The 21728-nt window shown below is 37.6% G+C and carries 20 protein-coding genes; 19 read left to right on the forward strand and 1 reads right to left on the reverse strand.

Going from position 1 to position 21728, the window contains the following annotated elements:
- The first annotated feature begins 13 nt into the window (after window positions 1-13).
- From iolD to fba, 7 genes are all read left to right on the forward strand, one after another.
- Window positions 14-1924: a 3D-(3,5/4)-trihydroxycyclohexane-1,2-dione acylhydrolase (decyclizing) gene (gene iolD / locus MHH96_RS12970; protein ID WP_095257819.1), complete on the forward strand. Its 1911-nt coding sequence runs from the start codon at window positions 14-16 to the stop codon at window positions 1922-1924.
- Window positions 1925-1939: 15 nt separating this feature from the next.
- Window positions 1940-2836: a myo-inosose-2 dehydratase gene (iolE, locus tag MHH96_RS12975; RefSeq protein ID WP_061799786.1), complete on the forward strand. Its 897-nt coding sequence runs from the start codon at window positions 1940-1942 to the stop codon at window positions 2834-2836.
- A gap of 14 nt (window positions 2837-2850) precedes the next feature.
- Complete coding sequence (locus MHH96_RS12980; protein WP_047941475.1) at window positions 2851-4272, forward strand: sugar porter family MFS transporter; 1422 nt, start codon at window positions 2851-2853, stop codon at window positions 4270-4272.
- A 50-nt stretch (window positions 4273-4322) separates the two neighbouring features.
- Window positions 4323-5360 (forward strand): Gfo/Idh/MocA family protein, encoded by a 1038-nt coding sequence (locus MHH96_RS12985; protein WP_047941476.1) that lies wholly within the window; start codon window positions 4323-4325, stop codon window positions 5358-5360.
- A gap of 94 nt (window positions 5361-5454) precedes the next feature.
- Window positions 5455-6321 carry a sugar phosphate isomerase/epimerase family protein gene (locus tag MHH96_RS12990; RefSeq protein WP_047941477.1) on the forward strand — a complete coding sequence of 289 codons (867 nt, stop codon included), beginning with the start codon at window positions 5455-5457 and terminating at the stop codon, window positions 6319-6321.
- Between the two features lie 17 nt (window positions 6322-6338).
- Window positions 6339-7187 carry a sugar phosphate isomerase/epimerase family protein gene (locus tag MHH96_RS12995; RefSeq protein ID WP_047941478.1) on the forward strand — a complete coding sequence of 283 codons (849 nt, stop codon included), beginning with the start codon at window positions 6339-6341 and terminating at the stop codon, window positions 7185-7187.
- A gap of 108 nt (window positions 7188-7295) precedes the next feature.
- Window positions 7296-8165 carry a class II fructose-1,6-bisphosphate aldolase gene (gene fba, locus MHH96_RS13000; protein WP_336044939.1) on the forward strand — a complete coding sequence of 290 codons (870 nt, stop codon included), beginning with the start codon at window positions 7296-7298 and terminating at the stop codon, window positions 8163-8165.
- A gap of 87 nt (window positions 8166-8252) precedes the next feature.
- Here the strand turns inward: fba and MHH96_RS13005 are convergent, their stop codons facing one another.
- Window positions 8253-8642, reverse strand: a complete 390-nt coding sequence (locus tag MHH96_RS13005) for a tautomerase family protein (RefSeq protein WP_336044938.1) — start codon at window positions 8640-8642, stop codon at window positions 8253-8255.
- Between the two features lie 991 nt (window positions 8643-9633).
- On the opposite strand from MHH96_RS13005, the gene MHH96_RS13010 reads away from it, so the two are divergent.
- The 12 genes from MHH96_RS13010 (at window position 9634) to MHH96_RS13065 (ending at window position 21531) form a co-directional block, all read left to right on the forward strand.
- Window positions 9634-10551: an ABC transporter ATP-binding protein gene (locus tag MHH96_RS13010; protein WP_336044940.1), complete on the forward strand. Its 918-nt coding sequence runs from the start codon at window positions 9634-9636 to the stop codon at window positions 10549-10551.
- The gene (locus MHH96_RS13015; protein ID WP_341117535.1) at window positions 10548-11297 is read left to right on the forward strand and encodes an ABC transporter permease; all 750 of its coding nucleotides are present in this window, start codon (window positions 10548-10550) and stop codon (window positions 11295-11297) included. The genes MHH96_RS13010 and MHH96_RS13015 overlap by 4 nt, the downstream gene beginning before the upstream one ends.
- Before the next feature lie 12 nt (window positions 11298-11309).
- Window positions 11310-12041, forward strand: coding sequence for an ABC transporter permease (locus MHH96_RS13020; RefSeq protein ID WP_047941488.1), 732 nt, complete (start codon window positions 11310-11312; stop codon window positions 12039-12041).
- 22 nt (window positions 12042-12063) lie between these two features.
- Window positions 12064-12414 (forward strand): YxeA family protein, encoded by a 351-nt coding sequence (locus MHH96_RS13025; protein WP_047941489.1) that lies wholly within the window; start codon window positions 12064-12066, stop codon window positions 12412-12414.
- 205 nt (window positions 12415-12619) lie between these two features.
- A complete protein-coding gene (locus tag MHH96_RS13030; protein ID WP_047941490.1) occupies window positions 12620-13339 on the forward strand; it encodes a response regulator transcription factor in 720 nt (239 codons plus the stop codon).
- On the forward strand, window positions 13340-14740 hold the full coding sequence (locus MHH96_RS13035; RefSeq protein ID WP_047941491.1) for a sensor histidine kinase: 1401 nt from the start codon (window positions 13340-13342) through the stop codon (window positions 14738-14740).
- Between the two features lie 166 nt (window positions 14741-14906).
- A complete protein-coding gene (locus MHH96_RS13040) occupies window positions 14907-15311 on the forward strand; it encodes a hypothetical protein (RefSeq protein ID WP_047941492.1) in 405 nt (134 codons plus the stop codon).
- A gap of 699 nt (window positions 15312-16010) precedes the next feature.
- Window positions 16011-16889, forward strand: coding sequence for an AraC family transcriptional regulator (locus MHH96_RS13045; RefSeq protein ID WP_336045329.1), 879 nt, complete (start codon window positions 16011-16013; stop codon window positions 16887-16889).
- Between the two features lie 298 nt (window positions 16890-17187).
- On the forward strand, window positions 17188-18117 hold the full coding sequence (locus MHH96_RS13050) for a carbohydrate ABC transporter permease (RefSeq protein ID WP_061799779.1): 930 nt from the start codon (window positions 17188-17190) through the stop codon (window positions 18115-18117).
- 19 nt (window positions 18118-18136) lie between these two features.
- On the forward strand, window positions 18137-18991 hold the full coding sequence (locus MHH96_RS13055; RefSeq protein WP_047941494.1) for a carbohydrate ABC transporter permease: 855 nt from the start codon (window positions 18137-18139) through the stop codon (window positions 18989-18991).
- A 28-nt stretch (window positions 18992-19019) separates the two neighbouring features.
- A complete protein-coding gene (locus MHH96_RS13060) occupies window positions 19020-20387 on the forward strand; it encodes an extracellular solute-binding protein (protein WP_047941495.1) in 1368 nt (455 codons plus the stop codon).
- A 106-nt stretch (window positions 20388-20493) separates the two neighbouring features.
- Window positions 20494-21531: a Gfo/Idh/MocA family protein gene (locus tag MHH96_RS13065; RefSeq protein ID WP_047941496.1), complete on the forward strand. Its 1038-nt coding sequence runs from the start codon at window positions 20494-20496 to the stop codon at window positions 21529-21531.
- Window positions 21532-21728 lie beyond the last annotated feature (197 nt).

Genomic DNA, 21728 nt, shown 5'->3' on the forward strand with positions numbered 1-21728 from the left:
GGGGAGGATAACAATGGAAACAATTCGCTTAACAGCAGGGCAAGCATTAGTGAAATTTTTAAACCAACAGTACCTTCATGTAGATGGAAAGGAATTTCCTTTTGTGGAAGGAGTCTTTAATATTTTTGGACATGGAAATGTTCTGGGAATTGGAGAAGCGTTGGAACAAAATCCAGGTCATTTGAAAATCTATCAAGGGAAAAACGAACAAGGGATGGCACATGCAGCTATTGCATATAGTAAGCAGATGCTTCGCCAGAAAATTTATGCGGTAACTACTTCATCAGGACCAGGATCTGCAAATGTGGTGACAGCTGCGGCCACAGCATTTGCTAATAATATTCCTGTATTGCTTCTTCCAGCTGATACCTTTGCAACGAGACAGCCAGATCCGGTGCTGCAGCAATTGGAACATAATCACAGTCTTGCAGTAACCACAAATGATGCGTTTATGTCTGTGTCACGTTTTTGGGACCGTGTGACAAGACCAGAGCAATTAATGTCTAGTCTAATACGTGCTTTCGAAGTAATGACCAATCCAGAAACAGCTGGTCCAGCAACGATATGCATTTCACAAGATGTGGAAGGAGAAGCTTACGACTATGATGTGAAATTTTTTGAAAAAAGAGTTCACTATTTAGATAGAAAGAAAGCATCTGAGAGAGAGCTAAAGAGTGCTGCTGATCTTATTAAAGAGAGTAAAAGACCATTAATTCTTGTCGGGGGAGGAGCGAAATACTCAGAAGCAAGAGGAGTTCTTATTAAATTATCAGAAACCCATCAAATCCCATTAGTAGAAACACAGGCTGGTAAATCAACCGTAGAAAGCGACTTTGCTAATAATTTGGGTGGAATGGGGATTACGGGAACGCTGGCAGCAAATAAAGCAGCTTATGACGCAGACCTTATTATTGGGATTGGTACTAGATACACGGATTTCGCTACATCGTCGAAAACAGCGTTTAATTTTGCTAAGACGAAATTTTTGAATATAAATATTAGTCGTATGCAAGCATATAAATTTGATGCCTTTCAAGTTGTGGCAGATGCGAAAACAGCCTTAGAAGAGCTAGTGCCGCTATTAGAGGGATATCAAACATCTTATGGCAATGATATCCGTATTCTAAAAGAAGAATGGCTTCAAGAAAGAGATCGCCTGGCACAAGTAACATTTACTCGGGAAAATTTTGATCCAGAAATTAAGGGGCATTTTTCCCAAGAAATATTAAATGAATACGCAGATGCTTTGCAAACCGAATTAGCGCAAACAACGGCTTTGCTTGCTATTAATGAGACGATTTCTCCAGATAGTACCATTATTTGTTCTGCCGGTTCTTTACCAGGAGATTTGCAAAGATTATGGCATTCCTCTGTTCCAAATACCTATCATCTTGAGTATGGTTATTCATGCATGGGATATGAAATTGCCGGTGCTTTAGGAATTAAATTGGCAGAACCGAATAAGGAGGTTTACTCCATTGTCGGTGATGGCAGCTTCTTAATGCTTCATACGGAGTTAGTCACAAGCTTACAGTATGGGAAAAAAATAAATATTTTACTGTTTGATAATGCTGGTTATGGCTGTATTAATAACCTTCAGATGGACAACGGAAATGGCAGCTTCTTCTGTGAGCTGAGAGATCATAGCCAAAATATCATGAACATTGATTATGCCAAGGTTGCAGAAGGATATGGAGCTAAAGCTTATAAAGCTAATACCGTAGAGGAATTAAAGGCGGCTTTAGAAGATTCCAAGCAACAAAATGTTTCGACCTTGATTGAAATGAAAGTGCTGCCAAAAACAATGACAGATGGATATGAAAGCTGGTGGAATGTTGGGGTGGCAGAAGTTTCTGAAAGAGAAACAGTAAGAAAGGCAAATGAGCAAAGACAAAAGAAATTGCAGCAAGCTAAACAATATTAAAAGGGGAAAAGGAAAATGAGAGAAGAGATTTTATGGGGGATTGCTCCAATCGGCTGGCGTAATGACGATTTACCCGAAATTGGGGCTGAGAATACTCTATCACATTTGTTAAGCGATATTGTTGTTGCAGGTTTTCAGGGAACAGAGGCTGGAGGATTTTTTCCTGATACAAAGATATTGAAAAAAGAGCTGGCTCTACGAAATTTAAGAATTGCTGGTAAATGGTTTAGTAGCTTTCTGATACGTGATGGAATCCAAACAGTATCCAAACAGTTTCATGAGCATTGTGCTTATTTAAAGGAGGTGAATGCCTCTGTCGCAGTTGTTTCGGAACAGACTAACAGTATTCAAGGAACAGAAAAAAATGTATTTGGAGAGAAGCCCTTTTTTACGGACGCAGAGTGGGAGGTATTCACACAAGGATTAAATGAACTTGGCAGAATTGCAAGTGATTATGATCTTCATCTCGTTTATCACCATCATATGGGCACAGGAGTACAAACATTAGCAGAAATTGATCGGTTAATGGCGATGACAGATCCATCATATGTTCATCTATTGTATGATACAGGACATATTTTTGTATCTGATAATGATTATATGACTCTATTAAGGAAACATCGAAATCGAATTAAACATGTACATTTTAAAGATGTACGGCTAATTTCCTTAGAAGAATGCAAGAGAAATAATCTATCCTTTTTACAAGCCTTTCTAAAAGGGATGTTTACAGTCCCGGGGGATGGATGTATTGATTTTAAGGAAGTATATAACTATTTGCTCAAGACAAATTATAATGGCTGGATAGTCATTGAGGCAGAGCAAGATCCAGCCATTGCACACCCTTTAGAATACGCTCTTATTGCTAGAAAATATATTGATGAAACATTATTTGAAAAAAATCATATATAAAGGGGATTAAGAGAATGGGGACAGAACAAGGGAGTAGAGGTGGCAGCTCTCACAGGAAATCCTTAATGTTGATTACGCTAATCTCGACATTTGGTGGATTGCTTTTTGGATATGATACAGGGGTAATAAATGGTGCGCTGCCATTTATGTCTGATGAAACGCAGCTTCATTTAACACCTGTAACAGAAGGGCTCGTTACGAGTTCCTTATTATTCGGAGCTGCTTTTGGAGCAGTATTTGTTGGTAGATTGGCAGATTTATATGGACGTAGAAAGAGCATTTTAAACTTAGCATTAATATTTTTTGTCGCAACGCTTGGCTGTACATTAGCCCCAAATGTTTTGCTCATGGTTATATTTCGCTTCTTACTAGGTTTGGCAGTGGGAGGAGCTTCTGTTACAGTACCAACTTTCCTAGCGGAAATGTCTCCTGCTGAACGAAGAGGGCGAATGGTCACGCAAAACGAATTGATGATTGTAACAGGTCAATTACTTGCATTTACTATTAACGCCATTATAGGAAATATGTTTGGTGATGCCACACATGTGTGGAGATATATGCTGGTAATTGCTGCAATTCCGGCAGTGTTCTTATTCTTTGGAATGCTGAGAGTACCTGAAAGTCCACGCTGGTTAGCTTCAAAAGGGCGTAAAGAGGAAGCGTTACAAATATTAGAGAAGGTAAGAGATAAAAAGCAAGCAAGATTAGAACTGCAGGAAATTGAAAACGCTATCTCGAAAGAAGAGAATACGGAGAAGGCTACATATAAAGACCTTACGACTCCTTGGATAAGAAGAATTGTTTTTATTGGGTTAGGAATCGCGATTGTTCAACAAATTACAGGTGTTAACTCGATTATGTATTATGGAACGGAAATTTTGAGAGACGCTGGTTTTGGAACGGAAGCAGCATTAATAGGGAATATCGCAAATGGAGTCATTTCTGTTCTTGCCACGTTTGTGGGAATATGGCTTTTGGGTAAAGTGGGGAGACGACCGATGTTATTAACAGGGCAAATTGGTACAACACTTTCCTTGCTGTTAATCGGCATCTTTTCTTTAGTCCTAGAAGGCCAGCCATCCTTGCCGTATGTAGTGCTGTCTTTAACCGTAACATTTCTAGCATTCCAGCAAGGGGCTATTTCTCCAGTAACATGGCTCATGCTGTCTGAAATTTTTCCGCAAAGGGTCCGCGGACTTGGAATGGGAGTAACCGTATTTTGTTTATGGATTACTAATTTCCTAATCGGATTTTCTTTCCCTATTCTTATGGCTAATATCGGATTATCTACTACATTCTTTGTTTTTGTTGTATTAGGAGTGTTTGCCATAGCATTTGTTAAGAAATATCTGCCAGAGACAAGAGGTCGATCTTTAGAAGAGCTAGAAGAATATTTCCGAAATCAGGATAAGGAAATGATGAAAATCGCCAAATAGTATTTTATCACTGATCACTTATACCTTAAATTGGAAGGAGTATAAATAATATGACATTAAAAATTGGTGTAATTGGAACTGGTGCCATTGGCAGAGAACATATTAATAGAATTACAAAAAAGCTAGCAGGCGGAGAGATTGTTGCCGTAACGGATGTGAATCAAGAATCTGCTAGAACAACAGTGGAACAATTTAATTTAAATGCAGGGATATTTCCAGATGATAAATCGTTAATTGCAGATGGAAATGTAGATGCTGTTTTTGTAACAAGCTGGGGACCTGCACATGAAGAAAGTGTTTTGGCTGCTATCGAAGCAGGAAAATATGTCTTCTGTGAGAAGCCGCTTGCGACAACTGCTGAGGGATGTATGCGTATTGTAGAAGCAGAAATGAAGCATGGAAAGCGTTTGGTGCAAGTTGGATTTATGCGCAGATATGATAGTGGATATGTTCAATTAAAAGAACTACTTGATGCTAATTTTATCGGAGATCCATTAATGATTCATTGCGCACATCGCAATCCAGAAGTAGGCACAACTTATTCTACGGATATGGCAATAAGTGATACATTAATTCACGAAATTGATGTTCTGCATTGGCTCGTAAATGATGATTATAAGTCGGTGCAAGTATTGTTTCCGAAAAGGAATCGGTATGCCCATGAGAATTTAAGAGATCCTCAAGTAGTAATTTTAGAAACTAAATCAGGTATTGTTATAAATGCGGAAATCTCTGTTAACTGCAAATATGGCTATGATATTCAATGTGAAGTAGTTGGAGAAGAAGGGATTGTAAAATTACCAGAGGTTGCAACGGTTCCGTTCCGCAAAAATGCTACATTAGGATCGCAAATTTTGATGGATTGGAAGAAACGTTTTGTAGATGCCTACGATGTGGAATTACAGCATTTTATGGATTCAATCAAAGAAACTGGTGAGCCCAATGGTCCAACAGCATGGGATGGCTATATTGCTCAAGTTACCGCAGATGCATGTATTAAAGCACAGAATTCGGGAGTGAAAGAAGAAATAGTATTGCAAGAACAACCAAGCTTTTATAAAGATAATGTGCAGCCGACAAATGTTTAATAGCTAGAAACTTATTATTTTAGTAGATCGCTATCTATTTTGGGAAAATAGCGGTCTACTATCTAAAAAGTATATAAAGAAAAGAGGAATGAACATGCGTTTAGCTTATGATCCATCTCATTATAGAGATAATACCGGCTTAAAAGAAACAATTGATCATGTCGCAAGACTAGGGTACGAATATGTAGAACTTTCGCCTCGTAAAGACTTTATTTGGTTTTATGAATATCCAAAGGTAGATAAACAACTAATCAAAGACTTGAAGCGATACTGTTCGGATGCAGGAGTGAAAATTTCTTCTGTATTACCTGTACAACAATGGTCTTCGCCAAATGAATTAGAACGGCAATCAGCTGTTCGTAACTGGAAACGCTGTATTGAGATTACCTCTGAATTAGGGGTGGATTTAATGAACAGCGAGTTTGCTGGTGATAAGAGTCGTCCAACAGAAAGCGAAGCAGCTTTTATTCGTTCAATGGATGAGTTAATACCTATTTTTGAAAAAGAAGGAATCAAACTAAATTTACAATCTCACCCTAATGATTTTATCGAGCTTAATACAGAAGCGGTGCGGATGATTCGTGCGTTAGATAAGGATTGGATTAAGTTAGTCTACTCTGTAGCCCATGCCTTCTTCTATGATGATGGAAAAGGGGATATCGCTCAACAATTGGATGAAGCAAAAGATTTACTTGCACATGTATTAATCGCAGATACGATGAACCATAAAGCTGCATTCGGGCTTCGTTATATCGTAAATCCACCAAATGCAAATGTTACTATCCATCAACATTTAAACCCTGGTGAAGGGGAAATTGATTTTGATACGCTTTACCGTAAGTTAAGAGAATTTAAATTTGATGGAATTGTAACCAACTCTGTATTTGCCTATCCGGACAAACCAGACTGGTCAAATGAAGTAACTTTAAAGTCTATTAAGGAAGGATTAAATATTGAATAGAATAGGAGGAATTGCTGATGAAGTTAGCAATGAACCAAGGGACAACATTAGAAAATTCCACATTAGAGCAAGATCTGCAACTGCTTGAAAAATATGGATATGATTATATCGAAATCCGCTCGATTGATAAGTTAAAGGAGTATTTAGAGACACATTCGATTGAGGAATTAGTGGAGTTCTTTCAAACACATCACTTAAAGCCATTATCGTTGAATGCACTCGTTTACTTTAATAACCGCACTGATGAAGACTACAAAGCACTGCTTGAAGAATATAAAGAAATGCTTGAATATGCGAAAATATTAAATGTCGATCGAATGGTAGTCGTTCCCTTAGTATCAGAAAAGAAGATTCTGCGGCCGGTCATTAAGCAAAGCTGTGTCGAAGTTTTAACGGAACTATCTGATTTAGCTAAACCATATGGGGTAAAACTAGCGCTCGAATTTATTGGTCATCCACATGCTACCGTTAATACGTTGAGCTTTGCGAATGAGATTGTAGCTGCAGTTGATCGTGAAAATGTCGGCATCGTTTTCGATACATATCAGTATTATGCAATGAATTCTACCTTAGAAGATTTAAGAAATACTGATTTTTCTAAAGTCTTTTTATTTCATATTAACGATGTAGAAGACTATATTCCGGGAATCATGCTGGATGAAGATCGAGTTTTTCCCGGAGATGGCGTAATCGATTTAAAGAGCATTTTGAAAATTATAAAGGAAAAAGGGTTTTCTGATCACGCGTCTATAGAAGTGTTTAGACCAGAGTATTATCAACTTGAGGCAGAAGAAGTAGTGAAAACAGCTAAAGAAAAAACGCTTAAAGTGCTGGCGCCCTATTTCTTAACAGAAGAAGTGAAGTAAGGCTTTGATAGTAATAGAGAGGAAGAGTTTGAAAGATAACTCACCTCTCTAAAGGATTCTTTCATCGATTAATATTCAGAATATACAGAAAAAAAGGAGGCGGCTTTTATGTCAATAGTTTCCATGCATGATATGCTCCAAAAAGCAAAGCGGGAAAAATATGCAGTTGGTCAATATAATATGAATAATTTCCAATGGGTTCAAGCGATTCTCCAGGCTGCCGAAGAAGAAAAGTCGCCGGTCATCGTAGCGGCATCTGATCGTTTAGTCGATTATTTAGGTGGATTTAAAACCATAGCAGCTGGAGTTAAGGAGCTTATAAAAGAACTGAAAATTTCCGTACCGGTCGCACTACATCTCGACCATGGAATGAGTGTTGATAGATGTAAACAAGCGATAGATGCAGGCTTTAGTTCGGTTATGATAGATGGATCACATTATTCTATCGAAGAAAATATCTTAATGACAAAAGAAGTGGTAGAGTACGCAAAGCCAAAAGGAGTATCGGTAGAAGCAGAAGTTGGAACGGTTGGAGGAATGGAAGACGGATTAATTGGAGGGATTCAATATGCAGATCCATTTGAATGCACTCGTCTAGTGAAAGAGACTGGAATAGATGCCTTGGCTGCAGCATTAGGATCTGTTCATGGACCATATCATGGAGAGCCAGTATTAGGGTTTGAAGAAATGAAACAAATTGCAGGCCTTACAGGTGTGCCATTAGTGCTTCATGGAGGTTCCGGTATACCTGATCACCAAATAAAAAAAGCGATTGCATTAGGGCATGCAAAGATAAATGTAAATACAGAATGCTTACAGGCATGGGCGAAAGCAGTTCGCCAAGTATTAACAGAAAATCCTGATGTGTATGATGCACGATTTATTCTTGCACCAGGAATGGAAGCAGTGAAAGAAACAGTACGAAATAAAATTAGAGAGTTTGGAACAAGTCAAAAGGCATTGGTGTTTAGTGAATAAAGGAAATTGTTGAAGGTACCTTTGAAAAGAGGTATCTTTTTTATGCGGAAAATTAAAGAGAGACTCTACAAAAAGTAGAATCTCGTTTTATAGTTTCCCAGTAAGGAATTGTGCTTCACCAAATCCAAAACTCCAGTCATCGTCTCCATTAACCATGAATGAAACCATTACATCATTTGGAGCGATACCACATTTGGCCTCTAACTCTTCAGTTAATTCCTGATAAAACTTCTGTTTATGTTCTTGTTTTCTTTCTCTGCTTGTAATGGTAAAAACAAGCACCTTTTCTGAACGTTCAAATCCTAAACCAGTGTCTTGAATAATCATTTCATACGGTTTATGCTGCGAGACAATTTGATAGCGATCTCGTTCAGGAACTTGAAAATTGCGTACCATCACATCGTGAGTCACATCCAGAATTTGTCTTATTTCATTTTCTGTTCTGCCTTCCAGCATATCTAGTTTGATTAAGGGCATGAGCTTCACTCTCCTGTTCATTATATGGTTAATTGTTGTGTATAATTTGATAATATTTTTATTAAGTTTATATATAGTTTACTATAATGTATCAATTGTGTCACCGAAAAAGGCACTGGAAAAGAAATATTTATATTTAGAATATCCACCAAAAAAATCTCTCATTAAGGTATTTCTAGTTTGACTAAAGTTGCACTCTTAATACTTTTCCTAGGGTGGGTTACTTAACTAAGAAACCTAAAGGAAAGGTGTATTTGTATATTCGTAAATCTTATAGAGAGGGGAAGAAGGTAAAACATCAATATATATGGACTTGGACCAATTGAAACGGCCAAAGAAAAGCTATATAAAATTTTGGAGGAAGAAATAGAATTCCCAAAAGAATGGAAGATAAGTGGATTTATCTCGATGATGTCTATGATTGGATATTAACTTTATAAAAAGGAAAAGTTCGATATTAAGTCAACAGGAAAACAAATAACTATTGATTAATCTTTTACATGAAATCATACGAGGTTAAAAAGCGCTTATCTTGAATGTTTAATGATATTTCAAAATGAACATTAGTTAGCAAGATTAATGATACAAATGGAAGATCAATTTTCTATTCCTATGTTAAAAAATAAGAGTGGTAGAACCAAAATAGACAAGTTAATGCCCTGTGTATATGCCGATGATTCCTTAGCGTAGGAAGAATCGGCTTTATTTATGTTAAAGCATATGTTGTGGAAGTTTTCCACGCCTTGTTGCTCTTTATTTTCCTAAGGTTAAGGAATTCCTATGCAAATGCAAGTGCGCGATAATCGTCCCTTTTTTAAGATGGGCATGTAAACAGGAAGAATTCTAGCTCCGATTAGAGAAAAATTAATGCAACACTAATTGATTTAAGGTTGATGTAAGGTTCTCTTTAGATTGAGGAAAGGTTGGTTCATTACTTTTGAAACAGGGGAGAAATATCAAAAAATATGATTTAAATGGAGCTGATTTGATAATGAGTGCGGTAACTATTGTACAAACGCAAAATCTGACTAAAACATATGGGGCTGTTAACAGTGTAAATAAACTTGACCTTTATGTTCGTGAAGGAGAAATTTATGGTTTTTTAGGTCCAAATGGTGCGGGGAAAACAACCACGCTAAAAATGCTACTCGGACTTATCAAGAAGTCGGAAGGGACAATCAAAATTTTTGGTGAGAGTCTTGAAAAGCAACGTCAATCTATTCTGCAAAGGACCGGATCGTTAATTGAGTCACCCTCCTACTATGGACATCTAACAGGGCTTGAGAATATGAAGGTCATGCAGCGCCTGAGAAATGTACCAGATAAAAATGTAGATGAGGTACTTCGTATTGTACGGCTGGAAAATCAGAAAAACAAAAAGACACAGCAATATTCGCTTGGGATGAAACAACGACTAGGAATTGCAATGGCTCTTCTTTCATTCCCCAAGCTACTGATTCTTGACGAGCCGACGAACGGTCTCGATCCCGCAGGCATTGGTGAAATTAGAGAACTTATTAAAGCCCTCCCTACACGCTATGGGATAACTGTGTTACTCTCCAGCCACCTACTCTCAGAGATTGATCAGATAGCTACTACTGTAGGTATTATCGATGAAGGGAATATGCTGTTCCAGGGTAGCATGACAAGCCTTCGACAAAAAAGCAGTTCTACAATCTATCTGAAAACTGGAGACAATGCCAAAGCGGAACAATTACTTATTACTAAGGGTTACAGTCCAGCTATAACCGGAAGTCGGCTATGGTTAGGTCATCTTGAGGATATGGAGGTGGCAGAAATGAATAGATTACTTGTTGAACATAACATTCCTGTCTCACGGATCGAGGAACAGAAAAAAAGTCTGGAAGATATTTTCTTAGAGTTGACAGGAAAGGAGCGAAGCTTGTGATTAAAACATTAGGATTGGAATATTTCAAAATTCGCCGCAAAAAAATATGGATGATGATTCTGTTATTTCTTATTGTAGAAATGCTGTGGGCCTTCATGTCTATTAGTCGATCCATTGCTAGTAATCCAAATCACGCCATCTGGGAATCTATCATTTTTAATGCATCCTCTATGAATGGGCTTTTTATGCCTATTATTTCAGCCATTGTGGTCTCACGAATTTGTGATATGGAGCATAAAGGGTCTACATGGAAAATGCTTGTTGCTACCAATGTAAGCCGTAATCATCTCTATATAGCGAAGTATATATGTGCTAACAGCTTGCTCTTGTTTGGCATCTTTACACAAACTGTACTCATGATTGTGTTTGGACTGATAAATGACTTTCCTGGGTCACCTATCGAATTTTTCAGCCAGTTTATTATGGGGACTTTGTTGACAACACTCGCTGTTACGGCACTTCAGCAATGGATTTCCTTTGCTATAAAAAATCAAGCCTTTGCTTTATGTTTGGGCATGGTGGGTGGCTTTATTGGAATGACCGCTGGATTGATACCAGCTGCTCTTAGACATATTTTTATATGGTCTTATTATTTGGATATCAGTCCAGTTACTTTTCGATACGCCGAGTCTTCTGGCACTTATATAATGCAACCTATAGATATCGAAATTGCTGTGGCTGCATTGATTATGACTGTTCTACTCTATATTGCCGGAAATATTCATGTAAACCGGCAGGAAATTTAGGGAGGGAAGTAGATGGAACGAAGTATTTCTGCTGAATGGTTGAAATTAAGGCATACCCGGATTGGTCTTGTACTTGCTGTACTTCCTATCCTAAGCCTTTTAACTGGAGGTGCAAATTATTATTTTAACCAAGGTGTTCTGCAAAATGGATGGTATAGCTTATGGACACAAGTGAGCCTTTTTTATGGTGAGTTTTTCCTACCAATCTTGATAGCTATTTGTTGTGCATATGTATGCAGGCTGGAGAACCTAAACCGGAATTGGCATATGGTAATGACCTCTCCTGTATCGGCTGCAAGTGTGTTTATTGCCAAATTGTTTGTTGTTAGCATTTTAATCTTATTTGCACAAGCGTTGTTTATGGGACTTTATTTAATTGCAGGCATCCTATTTTCTTTACCCGGACCTTTCCCTATTGAGACTTTGGGTTGGATAATACGTGGGTGGTATGCTTCTTTATCTATTATTGCCTTTCAATTATGCTTATCGCTGCGAATTCGGAGCTTTGCTACACCTATTGGTATTAGCCTTCTCGCAGTCTTTATCGGTCTGGGCATGTATATTGCAAAGTTGGGCCTGCTTTTCCCTTTCTCGCTACTCACCATTGGTATGAGCGTGTTAAGCCAGGATAAGCTTACTGGCTTACAAAACATTCAATTTTGGGCAATGAACATGGCTTTTGTTGTTATTTTTGCGTCTATCTTTATTCATCGATTGAAAAATAAAGATATTGTATCATCCTGATTGGGCTTAGGAGGAATTTGTGATGAAAAAAATATTGCTAATGCTGGGGCTCGTCATCATAATTGGGATTTGCTTGTGGATGTTCTTCATGAATCCAGAAAAGTTGAAACCTGATAACCCTGCTGGAAAAACCGTCTACTATACTATGATAACTGGTTCCGGTGTTCAAGATGACAATGAACGTTACGATTATGAACTAGCTGCCTATAACGAAAAAGGAGAAGAAAAAAAACTTGAGTTTTCCGCTGGGAAACAATTGAGGGAAGGGGCTTATATTCAACTATATCACACGGGGTTTCGGGGAGTTACACATTGGGAAGAGATAGACTTCGAGGGGCTACCTGAAGCAGTAAAACAGCGATATCGAAAGTAAAAAGATTTAAGAAGAAAAGGTCTTTCTCAAAGATATCTAGTTGAGATAACGATACAAAAAATGACCACCTTAATCATTATAAACGTAAAAATGAAAGGCATGTCTTAGCTTTTTATTACTCAACATTCACTTCTGTCTTAACTTAGGAATTGAAAGAATATTAATTATTTTCTTAAGCATGTATAATAAAATTGGGTGATGTAGATTGGCGAATTTAAAAGAAAAAAAGATATTAATTGTAGATGATGAACCTGAAATCAGAATAATGATTGAAAAATTTTTAAGGAAAGAGGGGTTTTTTCGCGTTTTTACTGCTATTGACTGTGCTTCGACTTTGTCTTTTTTCAAAACAGACAAACCTGATATTGCGATTCTTGATGTTATGTTACCCGATGGTGACGGATTTTCCCTTCTGTCTTCTATCAGACAGCTCTCGGATATACCGGTGCTTTTTCTCTCTGCCCGTGGAGAGGATGAAGACCGTTTGCTCGGACTGGGTTTAGGCGCAGATGATTATATTGTGAAACCATTTCTACCCCGCGAGCTAATATTACGGCTTATGGCAATCTTAAAGCGTGTTTACGCTTCTCCTGTGACAGAGCAACTATCTGTTTTCCAGTTGGGGGATCGTATAATTAATTTGGAGAGCGCTATTGTGCAAAGCTACAGTGACCAGAAAGAGTTTTCATTGACTGCGAAGGAACATGCTATTCTTGTAAAGTTGTACGAAAACGAGGGGAAAATTGTTACGAGTGATGCGTTATGTCAGGCTGCCTGGGGAGACGACAGCTATGGTTACGAAAATACATTGATGGTTCATATTAGGCGAGTCCGTGAAAAAATTGAACTAGATCCCTCTAAACCAATCCATCTTATTACTGTTAGGGGACTGGGATATAAACTTCTACTACAGGAGACAGATTAGGTGGAAGGGATTATTCGCATTTTGCGACGGTTCGTCACCACCACCATCTTTATCTCGATATTTTTGCTTATATTTAATTTGGTTCTGTTAGGGACACTGGTATTCAAGGAAATTAACCAAAGTCCGTCACCTGAAGATATGCTTCGGCAAGTAGCCGAAGGTCTAGGCAAACAGAACGATAGCTATCGTATAGATGAGAATGTAGCAATGCTGTTGAAGCGCAATCAATTATGGGCAATGCTGCTTGATGAAGATGGGCATGTGCGATGGGATTATCACCTGCCTGATGATGTTCCACAAACCTACAACCTAGTCGATGTAGCCAAGTTTTCACGGTATTATCTTATGGAATATCCGGTTTATGTTTGGGAGCATGATGATGGATTGGTTGTGGTGGGATACCCCAAGGAAAGTCATTGGAAGTATCAATTTGACTTTCTTTCTGATTGGGTGAGTTCATTACCTCTTAAGCTTATTCTGCTGCTAGTTGTTAATGTGGCCCTGGCTCTACTAATCTCAGTTCTGATTGGTATGCGTCTTATAAGAGGAATACGTCCCCTTGTAGAGGGTGTCCACAAACTAGCAAGGGAGGAGAAAATTCAGTTAGATTCCAAAGGCATATTTGGTGATTTGGCACATAGCATTAATGCTGCATCGGATAAGCTTCAAAAAAAGACGGATGCATTGAAGACAAAAGACGAAGCTCGTTCTAACTGGATCGCTGGAATCTCCCATGATATTCGTACACCTCTATCTATGATCCTCGGCTATGCAAGCGAGATGGAAGATGGTTCAGAGTTGCCTATGGAGCAAAGGTATCAGGCTGGTATTATTAGGCGACAGGGTGAGAAGCTACGATCACTTGTAAGCGACTTGAATTTGGTCTCGATGCTCGAATATGAAATGCAGCCTTTGCATTTGAAGAGTATCCGTCTGTCAGTATTGGCAAGACAAGTTGTTGCGGAATTTCTGAATAGTGGATTAGACGACCAGTATGAGATTGAATTGAAGCTTGCCGAAGAAGCAGTTAAAATCACTGGAGACGAGAAATTATTACTTAGGGCTATCAGAAATCTTGTTAATAACAGTGTGCGACATAACCCACAAGGCTGTAAAATCATACTGGAAACTTTTCTATCCGAAGATTCCTCCCGATATTTTTTTGTTGTAAGTGATAATGGACGAGGAATTCCGCAAGAAAAATTGGCGGAGATAACCGAGTTGCCTTATTCATCAACGAGAAAGCAAACTGATGATCAAGGACATGGTCTGGGGCTTCCGATGGTAGCAAGAATTCTTCAGGCTCACCATGGTCACCTCATTCTTTCAAAAGGCACAAACCAAAAAGGTCTAAAAGCTGTTATGAGATTTCCTGTGCAATCAAAAAATGGGGAACATTGAAAAAATACAAGATGAATTATTAATCCATCCCATGTCACAAGAAGACCATATTTTTGGTTGATAGTCATTAGTAACCCGTACCGATTACGGTGAGGTACTTTCATGCAAAATGCTGCGTATTATTTAATGATATAGGGTGAGTATATAAAAACTTAAAGGAGATATTATGTTTTTAATAGGGTTTTTATTGAAATATATCACTGAGCAAGTATATTTAAGTTCGGGTACATTACTTCTAGCCATTGCAGGAATTATTTTATCCTGTAAAGGGTTAAAAAAGAAAAAGCTAAGTCCGGTTGTACAAATAAGCCGTATATTGCTTTGTTTGGTATTGCCGATTGAAAACTTCCTTATGTATTTAGGTAATTTTGATGGGAATGCTGCAGACGGATTTGAATTCATTCCTTTTAGTGACGGGCAGAAATTAAGAATAGCATGTCAGGTTTTCTTTATCTTCATACCGGAAATATTCCAAGGTATTTCTAAAAGAATTAATGTGGGAACCATTAAGTGGCTGCTTTGGATCTATCCCGTTGGTATTATAGTATTTCATTTGCTGTTACCTTTATAGATAGAAGGGGAATGTAACAATAAAGCATTACGTGGATTAAAAGGTGCAACAATCTAACATTACCAGTTATGGTCATATATTCCTTGTTCGTAGTATAATAGTCACATAACTACTTTTAAGCGAGGTAGTTATACACAATCAAGACCCTCACTCTATAAGTGGGGGTTCTTAGTATGAAAATACTCTTACACTACTATAAATTGAATATATAATTAAATTTACTACTTTTAAAAAATATATTATGATGCATCAAGAGATTAATATGCAGTGTTGGTACTGTAATTAGGAGAGAGCCTTTCAGAACGGTTAATTACATTTTGAAAGGCTTTTTCTATTTTTCTGCAAAGGATTAATAAGACTGGTGGTAAAAAGTACTCGTTTTATTGGTTGTGGAGTGTTAAATGAAGAAACAAGGGAGAAAAGTGAGGTTACATTTAAAGTAAGTAGTTTAGGACAAATTTCATTTTTCTAAAAGAGAACAATTTTGAGAGTTTAAAAATCTTCAGTTAGCATTTCCATTTTATTTATATGGAATAAGCAATACAAAATTCATATACATTAATTTTGTAATTTTAAAAGGTGACTATCATAAGAATAGAGAATAAATAAAAGAAAAATTTTCAGCAAAGATATTAGTTGGGGATGGTGGCAAGTTTATTTTTAATGTTTTGAAAACGTTTTAAATAGGAGGGGTTAAGGATGACGGAAAAAATAATCGCACTCTATCGTTTAATGGATAAGGTGGAAACTTATGAAGATTTTAGTTACCACTCTCATGATAGGTATGAAATATACTACTTTCATGGGGGAGAATGTAAATATTTAATTGGTGATCGGATTTATCGTTTACAGGAGGATGACTTAATTATTATGAATGGCTTAACATTACATCGAGCTTATCCTGAGCCTGGCGCTTATTATGAGCGCAGTGTGATTGAATTTTCTTCCGAATGGCTGCGTCCACTTTTAAACAATTTAAATGTCCCGGAATTGTTATCGCCATTTAATCAATTGAGCAATACTTTATTTCATATAAAAGATAAAGGACAGTCTGCTGAAGTAAAAGCATTAATAAAGAAATTGGCAGAGAAAGTGAAAAGATCCAAGGAAGAAAACGCAGTCGACGATCGCTTCCAAGTGGGAGAGTTAACAGCGATGCTGATGCAGCTTTTATTTAAGGTTTATGAGTTAAGTAAGCAGCAACTTGAACATAATATTCATGCTGAATCTGATAAAAATCTTCATGTCAAAAAAATGATTGAATGGATTGATACGCATTTCTGTGAACCAATCACTTTAGATGATATTGCCCATCATTTAAATATTAGCAAGTATTATATGTCGAGAATTTTTAAAGATGTAACAGGATATACAATTATGCAATATATCATGAGCTGTCGAATAAACCGCGCCAAATATTTGCTGGAGATACATCCAGACAAATCGATTCTTGAAGTATCTCTTGAATCAGGATTTGAAGATTCCTCTCATTTCAGTCGTTTTTTTCGAAAACAAATGAAACTAACTCCTACAGAATACCGTAATAGCAAAGCCATTAGTATGAAAAACACGAATTAAGCTAAATTCTCCCACAATGTCTCTACAGCACCGATTTTTAAATATGATTATTTAAAAGAGCAATAAAAAACAATTTCTTCATCAGATTACACAATTCTATCCACGTTAAAAGTAGATAACTTTCATACAATGGAATCAGAAGGGAACATAAACACGTAACCTCGATAAAAGTAATAGTATTGTTTATAGAAATGAGCATGCGAGATATTGTTAGTATCTCGTGATTATTTCTATAAAATTGAAAGCGTTGTCATAATGAGAGAAAAGGAAAACCAATCCATTAAGGAAAGGAGATTTTATGGAAAATAATCATGTTACGGCTACGGAAACCAGTATGTACATGGAGGCTGCGAAGAAGAAAAAGAAAAGAAGAACGACACAATGGACATGGTATATTTTCTTAATTCCTAGTTTTTTAGGGATTTTGCTGTTTATGGTTTATCCAGTTGTTGAATCATTTAGATTAAGTTTTTTTAAATCAAATGGAACAATAGAAAGCTTTACGGGTTTAGATAATTTTCGCACGGTCTTAACATCAGGACCATTTTGGAATGCTGTTTGGAATACTTTTTTTATCGGAATATTTCAAGTGCTAATCACCATTCCCTTAGGATTCATTTTTGCTACCTTAATTAACTCTGTTGGAAAGGGAAAAAATTTCTTTAAAGTTATCTACTTCTTGCCCAATGTTACTTCAATTGTTGCTGCGGCCATGATCTTTCAATTTGTTTTACATCCAGAAATGGGAATTGTTAATTTCGCGTTAGACTCTATGGGACTGCCGACTCCAGGGTGGTTTTCTGAGCCTAGTACTTCTAAATGGGGCGTTATACTGCTGGCTGTTTGGCATTGGATTGGCTTTGTTATCATTATATGTCTTGCTAATCTTCAAGCGATTCCTTCAGAAATGTATGAAGCTGCAAAAATTGATGGAGCAAGTGGGTTACAGCAGTGGCTGTTCATTACGATTCCTAATATGACGGGTACCTTTGCTTTCTTATTAATAACAGGCTGGATTGGAGCGCTGCAACGTTTTAATGAGGTGTATGTAATAGGAGGACCAAATGGAAGCCCTGCTCGTTCTATACAAACAATGGGAGCCTTTATTTACGAGCGTGGGTTTACCGGTTTTGAATTCGGGATTGCCTCAGCTGCCACATATATTATGTTCATTATTATTTTAATTTTTACGTTTATCAACTTAAAAATGTCGAAAATGAAAATCTAATTTAGTGGGGAGGGAGACGATGAAAAATACGATCTCCATGAAAAAGCTGGAAAGAACGACAGTTATTCTAAAGTATATTGTACTATTTGTGTTTGGAGTAGTTTTGATGGCGCCATTTGTTTGGATGATCAGCGTAGGGTTTGATCGAACGGCTAATATTGTCATGCCTTTTCCGCCGCGGCTAATACCAGAAGCAGTTTCATCCTTCAATTATGGGATCGTTTTTGAGAATGGGAGACTTATCCAAGCTTATCTTAATTCCGCCATTGTAACCGTAAGTTCTGTCTTTTTAAGTGTATCTGCTTCTTTATTAGCGGGGTATGCATTCTCAAAAGGGAAATTCAAGGGGAAGAGAGTCTTGTTTGTCATCGTTCTTTGTACATTAATGATTCCAATGGAACCACGGTTAATCCCTTTATATACTTTTTTTAATCAACTTGGCTTATTAAATACTTTTTGGCCCTTAATTCTTCCATCCGTTATTAGTGGAATGCTTATTTTTCTATGTAAACAGTTTTTCGATCAGCTGCCAGATACATTAAGGGAAGCGGCACAAATTGACGGGGCGGGAGAATTTAAAATTTTCTTCCGTGTGTATTTGCCGCTGGCAGGTCCGATAGCAGCAACAATGGTCATTTTATCGTTCATCTGGAGCTGGAATGATTTTATGTGGCCATTAGTTGTTATTAATGATTTGAATTTGCAGACGATTCCGCTTTATTTAGCGAGTTTCTCGCTGGAAAATGGGTCCAGTCTCGGCGGGTTAACGATGGCCCTAGCAACAGTAAGTGTATTACCAATTGTCATTGTGTATTTATTTTTACAAAAATATATTATCCAGAGTATTGCATTGAGTGGTGTCAAAGGGGAATAGATCATTCAAATAAATTGGGGGTTGGAAAATGAAAAAGAGGTTATTTTCTAAGACGGCTGCATTTGCTTTGGCATGGATGATGGTAATAAGTGCTGCGCTTGCTGGGTGTAGTTCTAAATCAGGAAGTTCTTCAGGTTCCGATAAGGATGGAGAATGGGCAGGACAGCAAATAACCGTTATGATGATTGGTGATTTCGCGATGGAAGACAAGACAGATCCGATTACAGGTGATTCAGTAAAAGGAGTAAAAGTGCTGAAAGAAGAATTTGAAAAGCAGCATCCTGGCGCCACAGTGAAATTCGTTCTGATGCCTTGGGAAGGATACACGGAGAAAACCCAAGCAATGATTACGTCAGGGGAAGCAGATGTGTATCAAATGCCAGGTGTTGCTGATTTTGCTCCACAAGGTGTTCTAGAACCATTGCAGCCATGGATTGAGAAAGATCCAGAATTTGATTTAGATAATTTTATTGATAATCAAGTAGAAGGGTGGAAAGCATTAGGTCCAGATAGTAAGGAGTTAGATATTTTCGGACTTCCATTTTTGGGTGATGCACGTTTTATTAGCTATGATAAACAGTTATTTGATGAATGGGGAGTAGAATATTTGTCTGAGTATCCAACAATGGAGGAAGTAGCAGAAAAGGCGAAACAAATGACTGGGAAAAATCCGAAAACAGGGGAGCAAAACTATGGGATTTGGTTCCGGGGTGACTGGTCTTCTGCCTTCACTTTAGTCGATTTGGCGGAAGGACAAAACGGACAGTGGGGAACTGGATTTGCCTGGGATGAGGTTGAATTTGCTTTTAATTCAAAAGAAATGCTGAATGGCTTAAATTGGCTACTAGATATGCAAAATTATGCTCCTAAAGGCATTGTGAGTAACCAAGGCAATGAAAAATGGTTAACAAAAGAAAATAATATTGCGATTATGCTAAACCAGGGACCTGGCGATACGGTAAAACCAGCCTATGCTCAAGGACTTGGCGATCGAATTGCCATTTCGCAAGAGTTCAAGAATGATGATGGGCAAGGCGGATTATTTGCAGGAAGTCCAATTACCATTGCCAAAGACAGCAAGAACAAAGAATTAGCCTGGGAGTGGCTTAAATTTGCTACAAGTGATTTTGTTCAAAAATATGTCTACGAAGAACTTGGTTTAGTACCATCTGTGAAATCAGCAACAGAATGGGATAGTGTGAAAGAACAACCTTTGATGCTTTCAGTGTTTGAAGCGATGTCTACTCCTATGACACCAAGATATCCATGGGGCTCTTCACAGCCACGTTATATTTTAACGTCTGAAATTGAAGCAGCATTAACAGGAAAAAGAAGTGCAGAAGATGCGCTGGAAAAAGCGCAAAAGGAAAGTACGGAGTGGGTCAAAAACCGCTAGAAGATAGACTTTAAATTGCAGGAATGAGGCAGATGGGATACTAGAAACTAAAAAAAAAAAGGTGTATCCAGTCTGCCTGTTTTTTATAAAAGGAGGAGCATGTCTAATGTTAAAAATAGCTGTGATTGGTCTCGGTGATATATCGAGTATTCATCTCTCTGCTATTCAAGCAAACCCAACAGCTGAGTTAGTAGCAGTAAGTGATATCGATGAAACACGAAGGGAGAGTGTGCAGGGGGTAAATTTTTATACAGATTACCAAGAAATGCTTGAAAAGGAAACGTTAGATTGTGTACATATTTGTTTACCACATTATCTTCATTATCCAGTGACAAAAGCTTGTGTGGAAAAAGGCATCCATGTCTTGCAAGAAAAGCCACTGGCTTTACACACAGAAGAAGGTCTTGAACTACTGAAACTTGAAGAGGACAACAAACAAGTGAAAATCGCTATTTGTTTTCAAAATCGCTTGAATGAAACGGTTGAAAAACTACGGCAGATTATCGCAGAAAATAAGTATGGAAAAATCGTAGGGATCAAAGGGATCGTCACTTGGGCAAGGACAAAATCCTATTATGACAATAAGCCGTGGCGCGGGAAATTAGACTTAGCTGGTGGGGGAGTCATGATTAATCAAGCGATTCACACTTTAGATTTAATGCAGCTTTTGGGAGGGGAAATAGCGACAATAAGAGGAACTGTTGACCAGCTTCTTGATTATGGCATTGAAACGGAAGATACGGCAGCAGCCAGAATAGTTTTCAAAAATGGGATTAATGGGTTCTTTTTTGCTACAAACGCGAATGGAAATAACTCAAGTGTAGAGCTTCAAATCGTCTGCGAAAATCAAAAGTTGACCATTAAGGACAATAGGCTAACGATGCTAGATGATAATGGCGGTAAGATAGTGATAGAAGAAGATACTAAGCTTTATGGTTCTAAGTTTTATTATGGAGCAAGTCATAAAAAACTGATTGACGGCTTTTATGCTTGTATTCTAGAGAATAGAAGGGACTATATACATGTCAAAGATGCCCTGCCTTCCTTACAAATGATTGATGCGATCATCCAATCATCTATGCTGAAGAGGGAAATCAGAATCGATGAAGTCCTTGTTTCCAATCGAAGTTTAGGAGATATGTAGTTTTTTTAGGAGATTATATTTACTTAAGAATGATACCTTTTTTATTTTTGTGCACGATTGAGCAAATCGTCTGCCTTAAGACATTGAAAAAGCAATAGGGGTAAAATAATTGCCAATAATGAACAAGATTAGCTGATGTGTTTCTCATTTTAGCGATTAAGATAGAGGTATCGACTTTTATTTTACAAAAAAAGGAG

Source organism: Niallia sp. FSL K6-0212, from assembly GCF_038007605.1.
In the GTDB taxonomy this organism is placed as follows: Bacteria; Bacillota; Bacilli; order Bacillales; family Cytobacillaceae; genus Niallia; species Niallia circulans.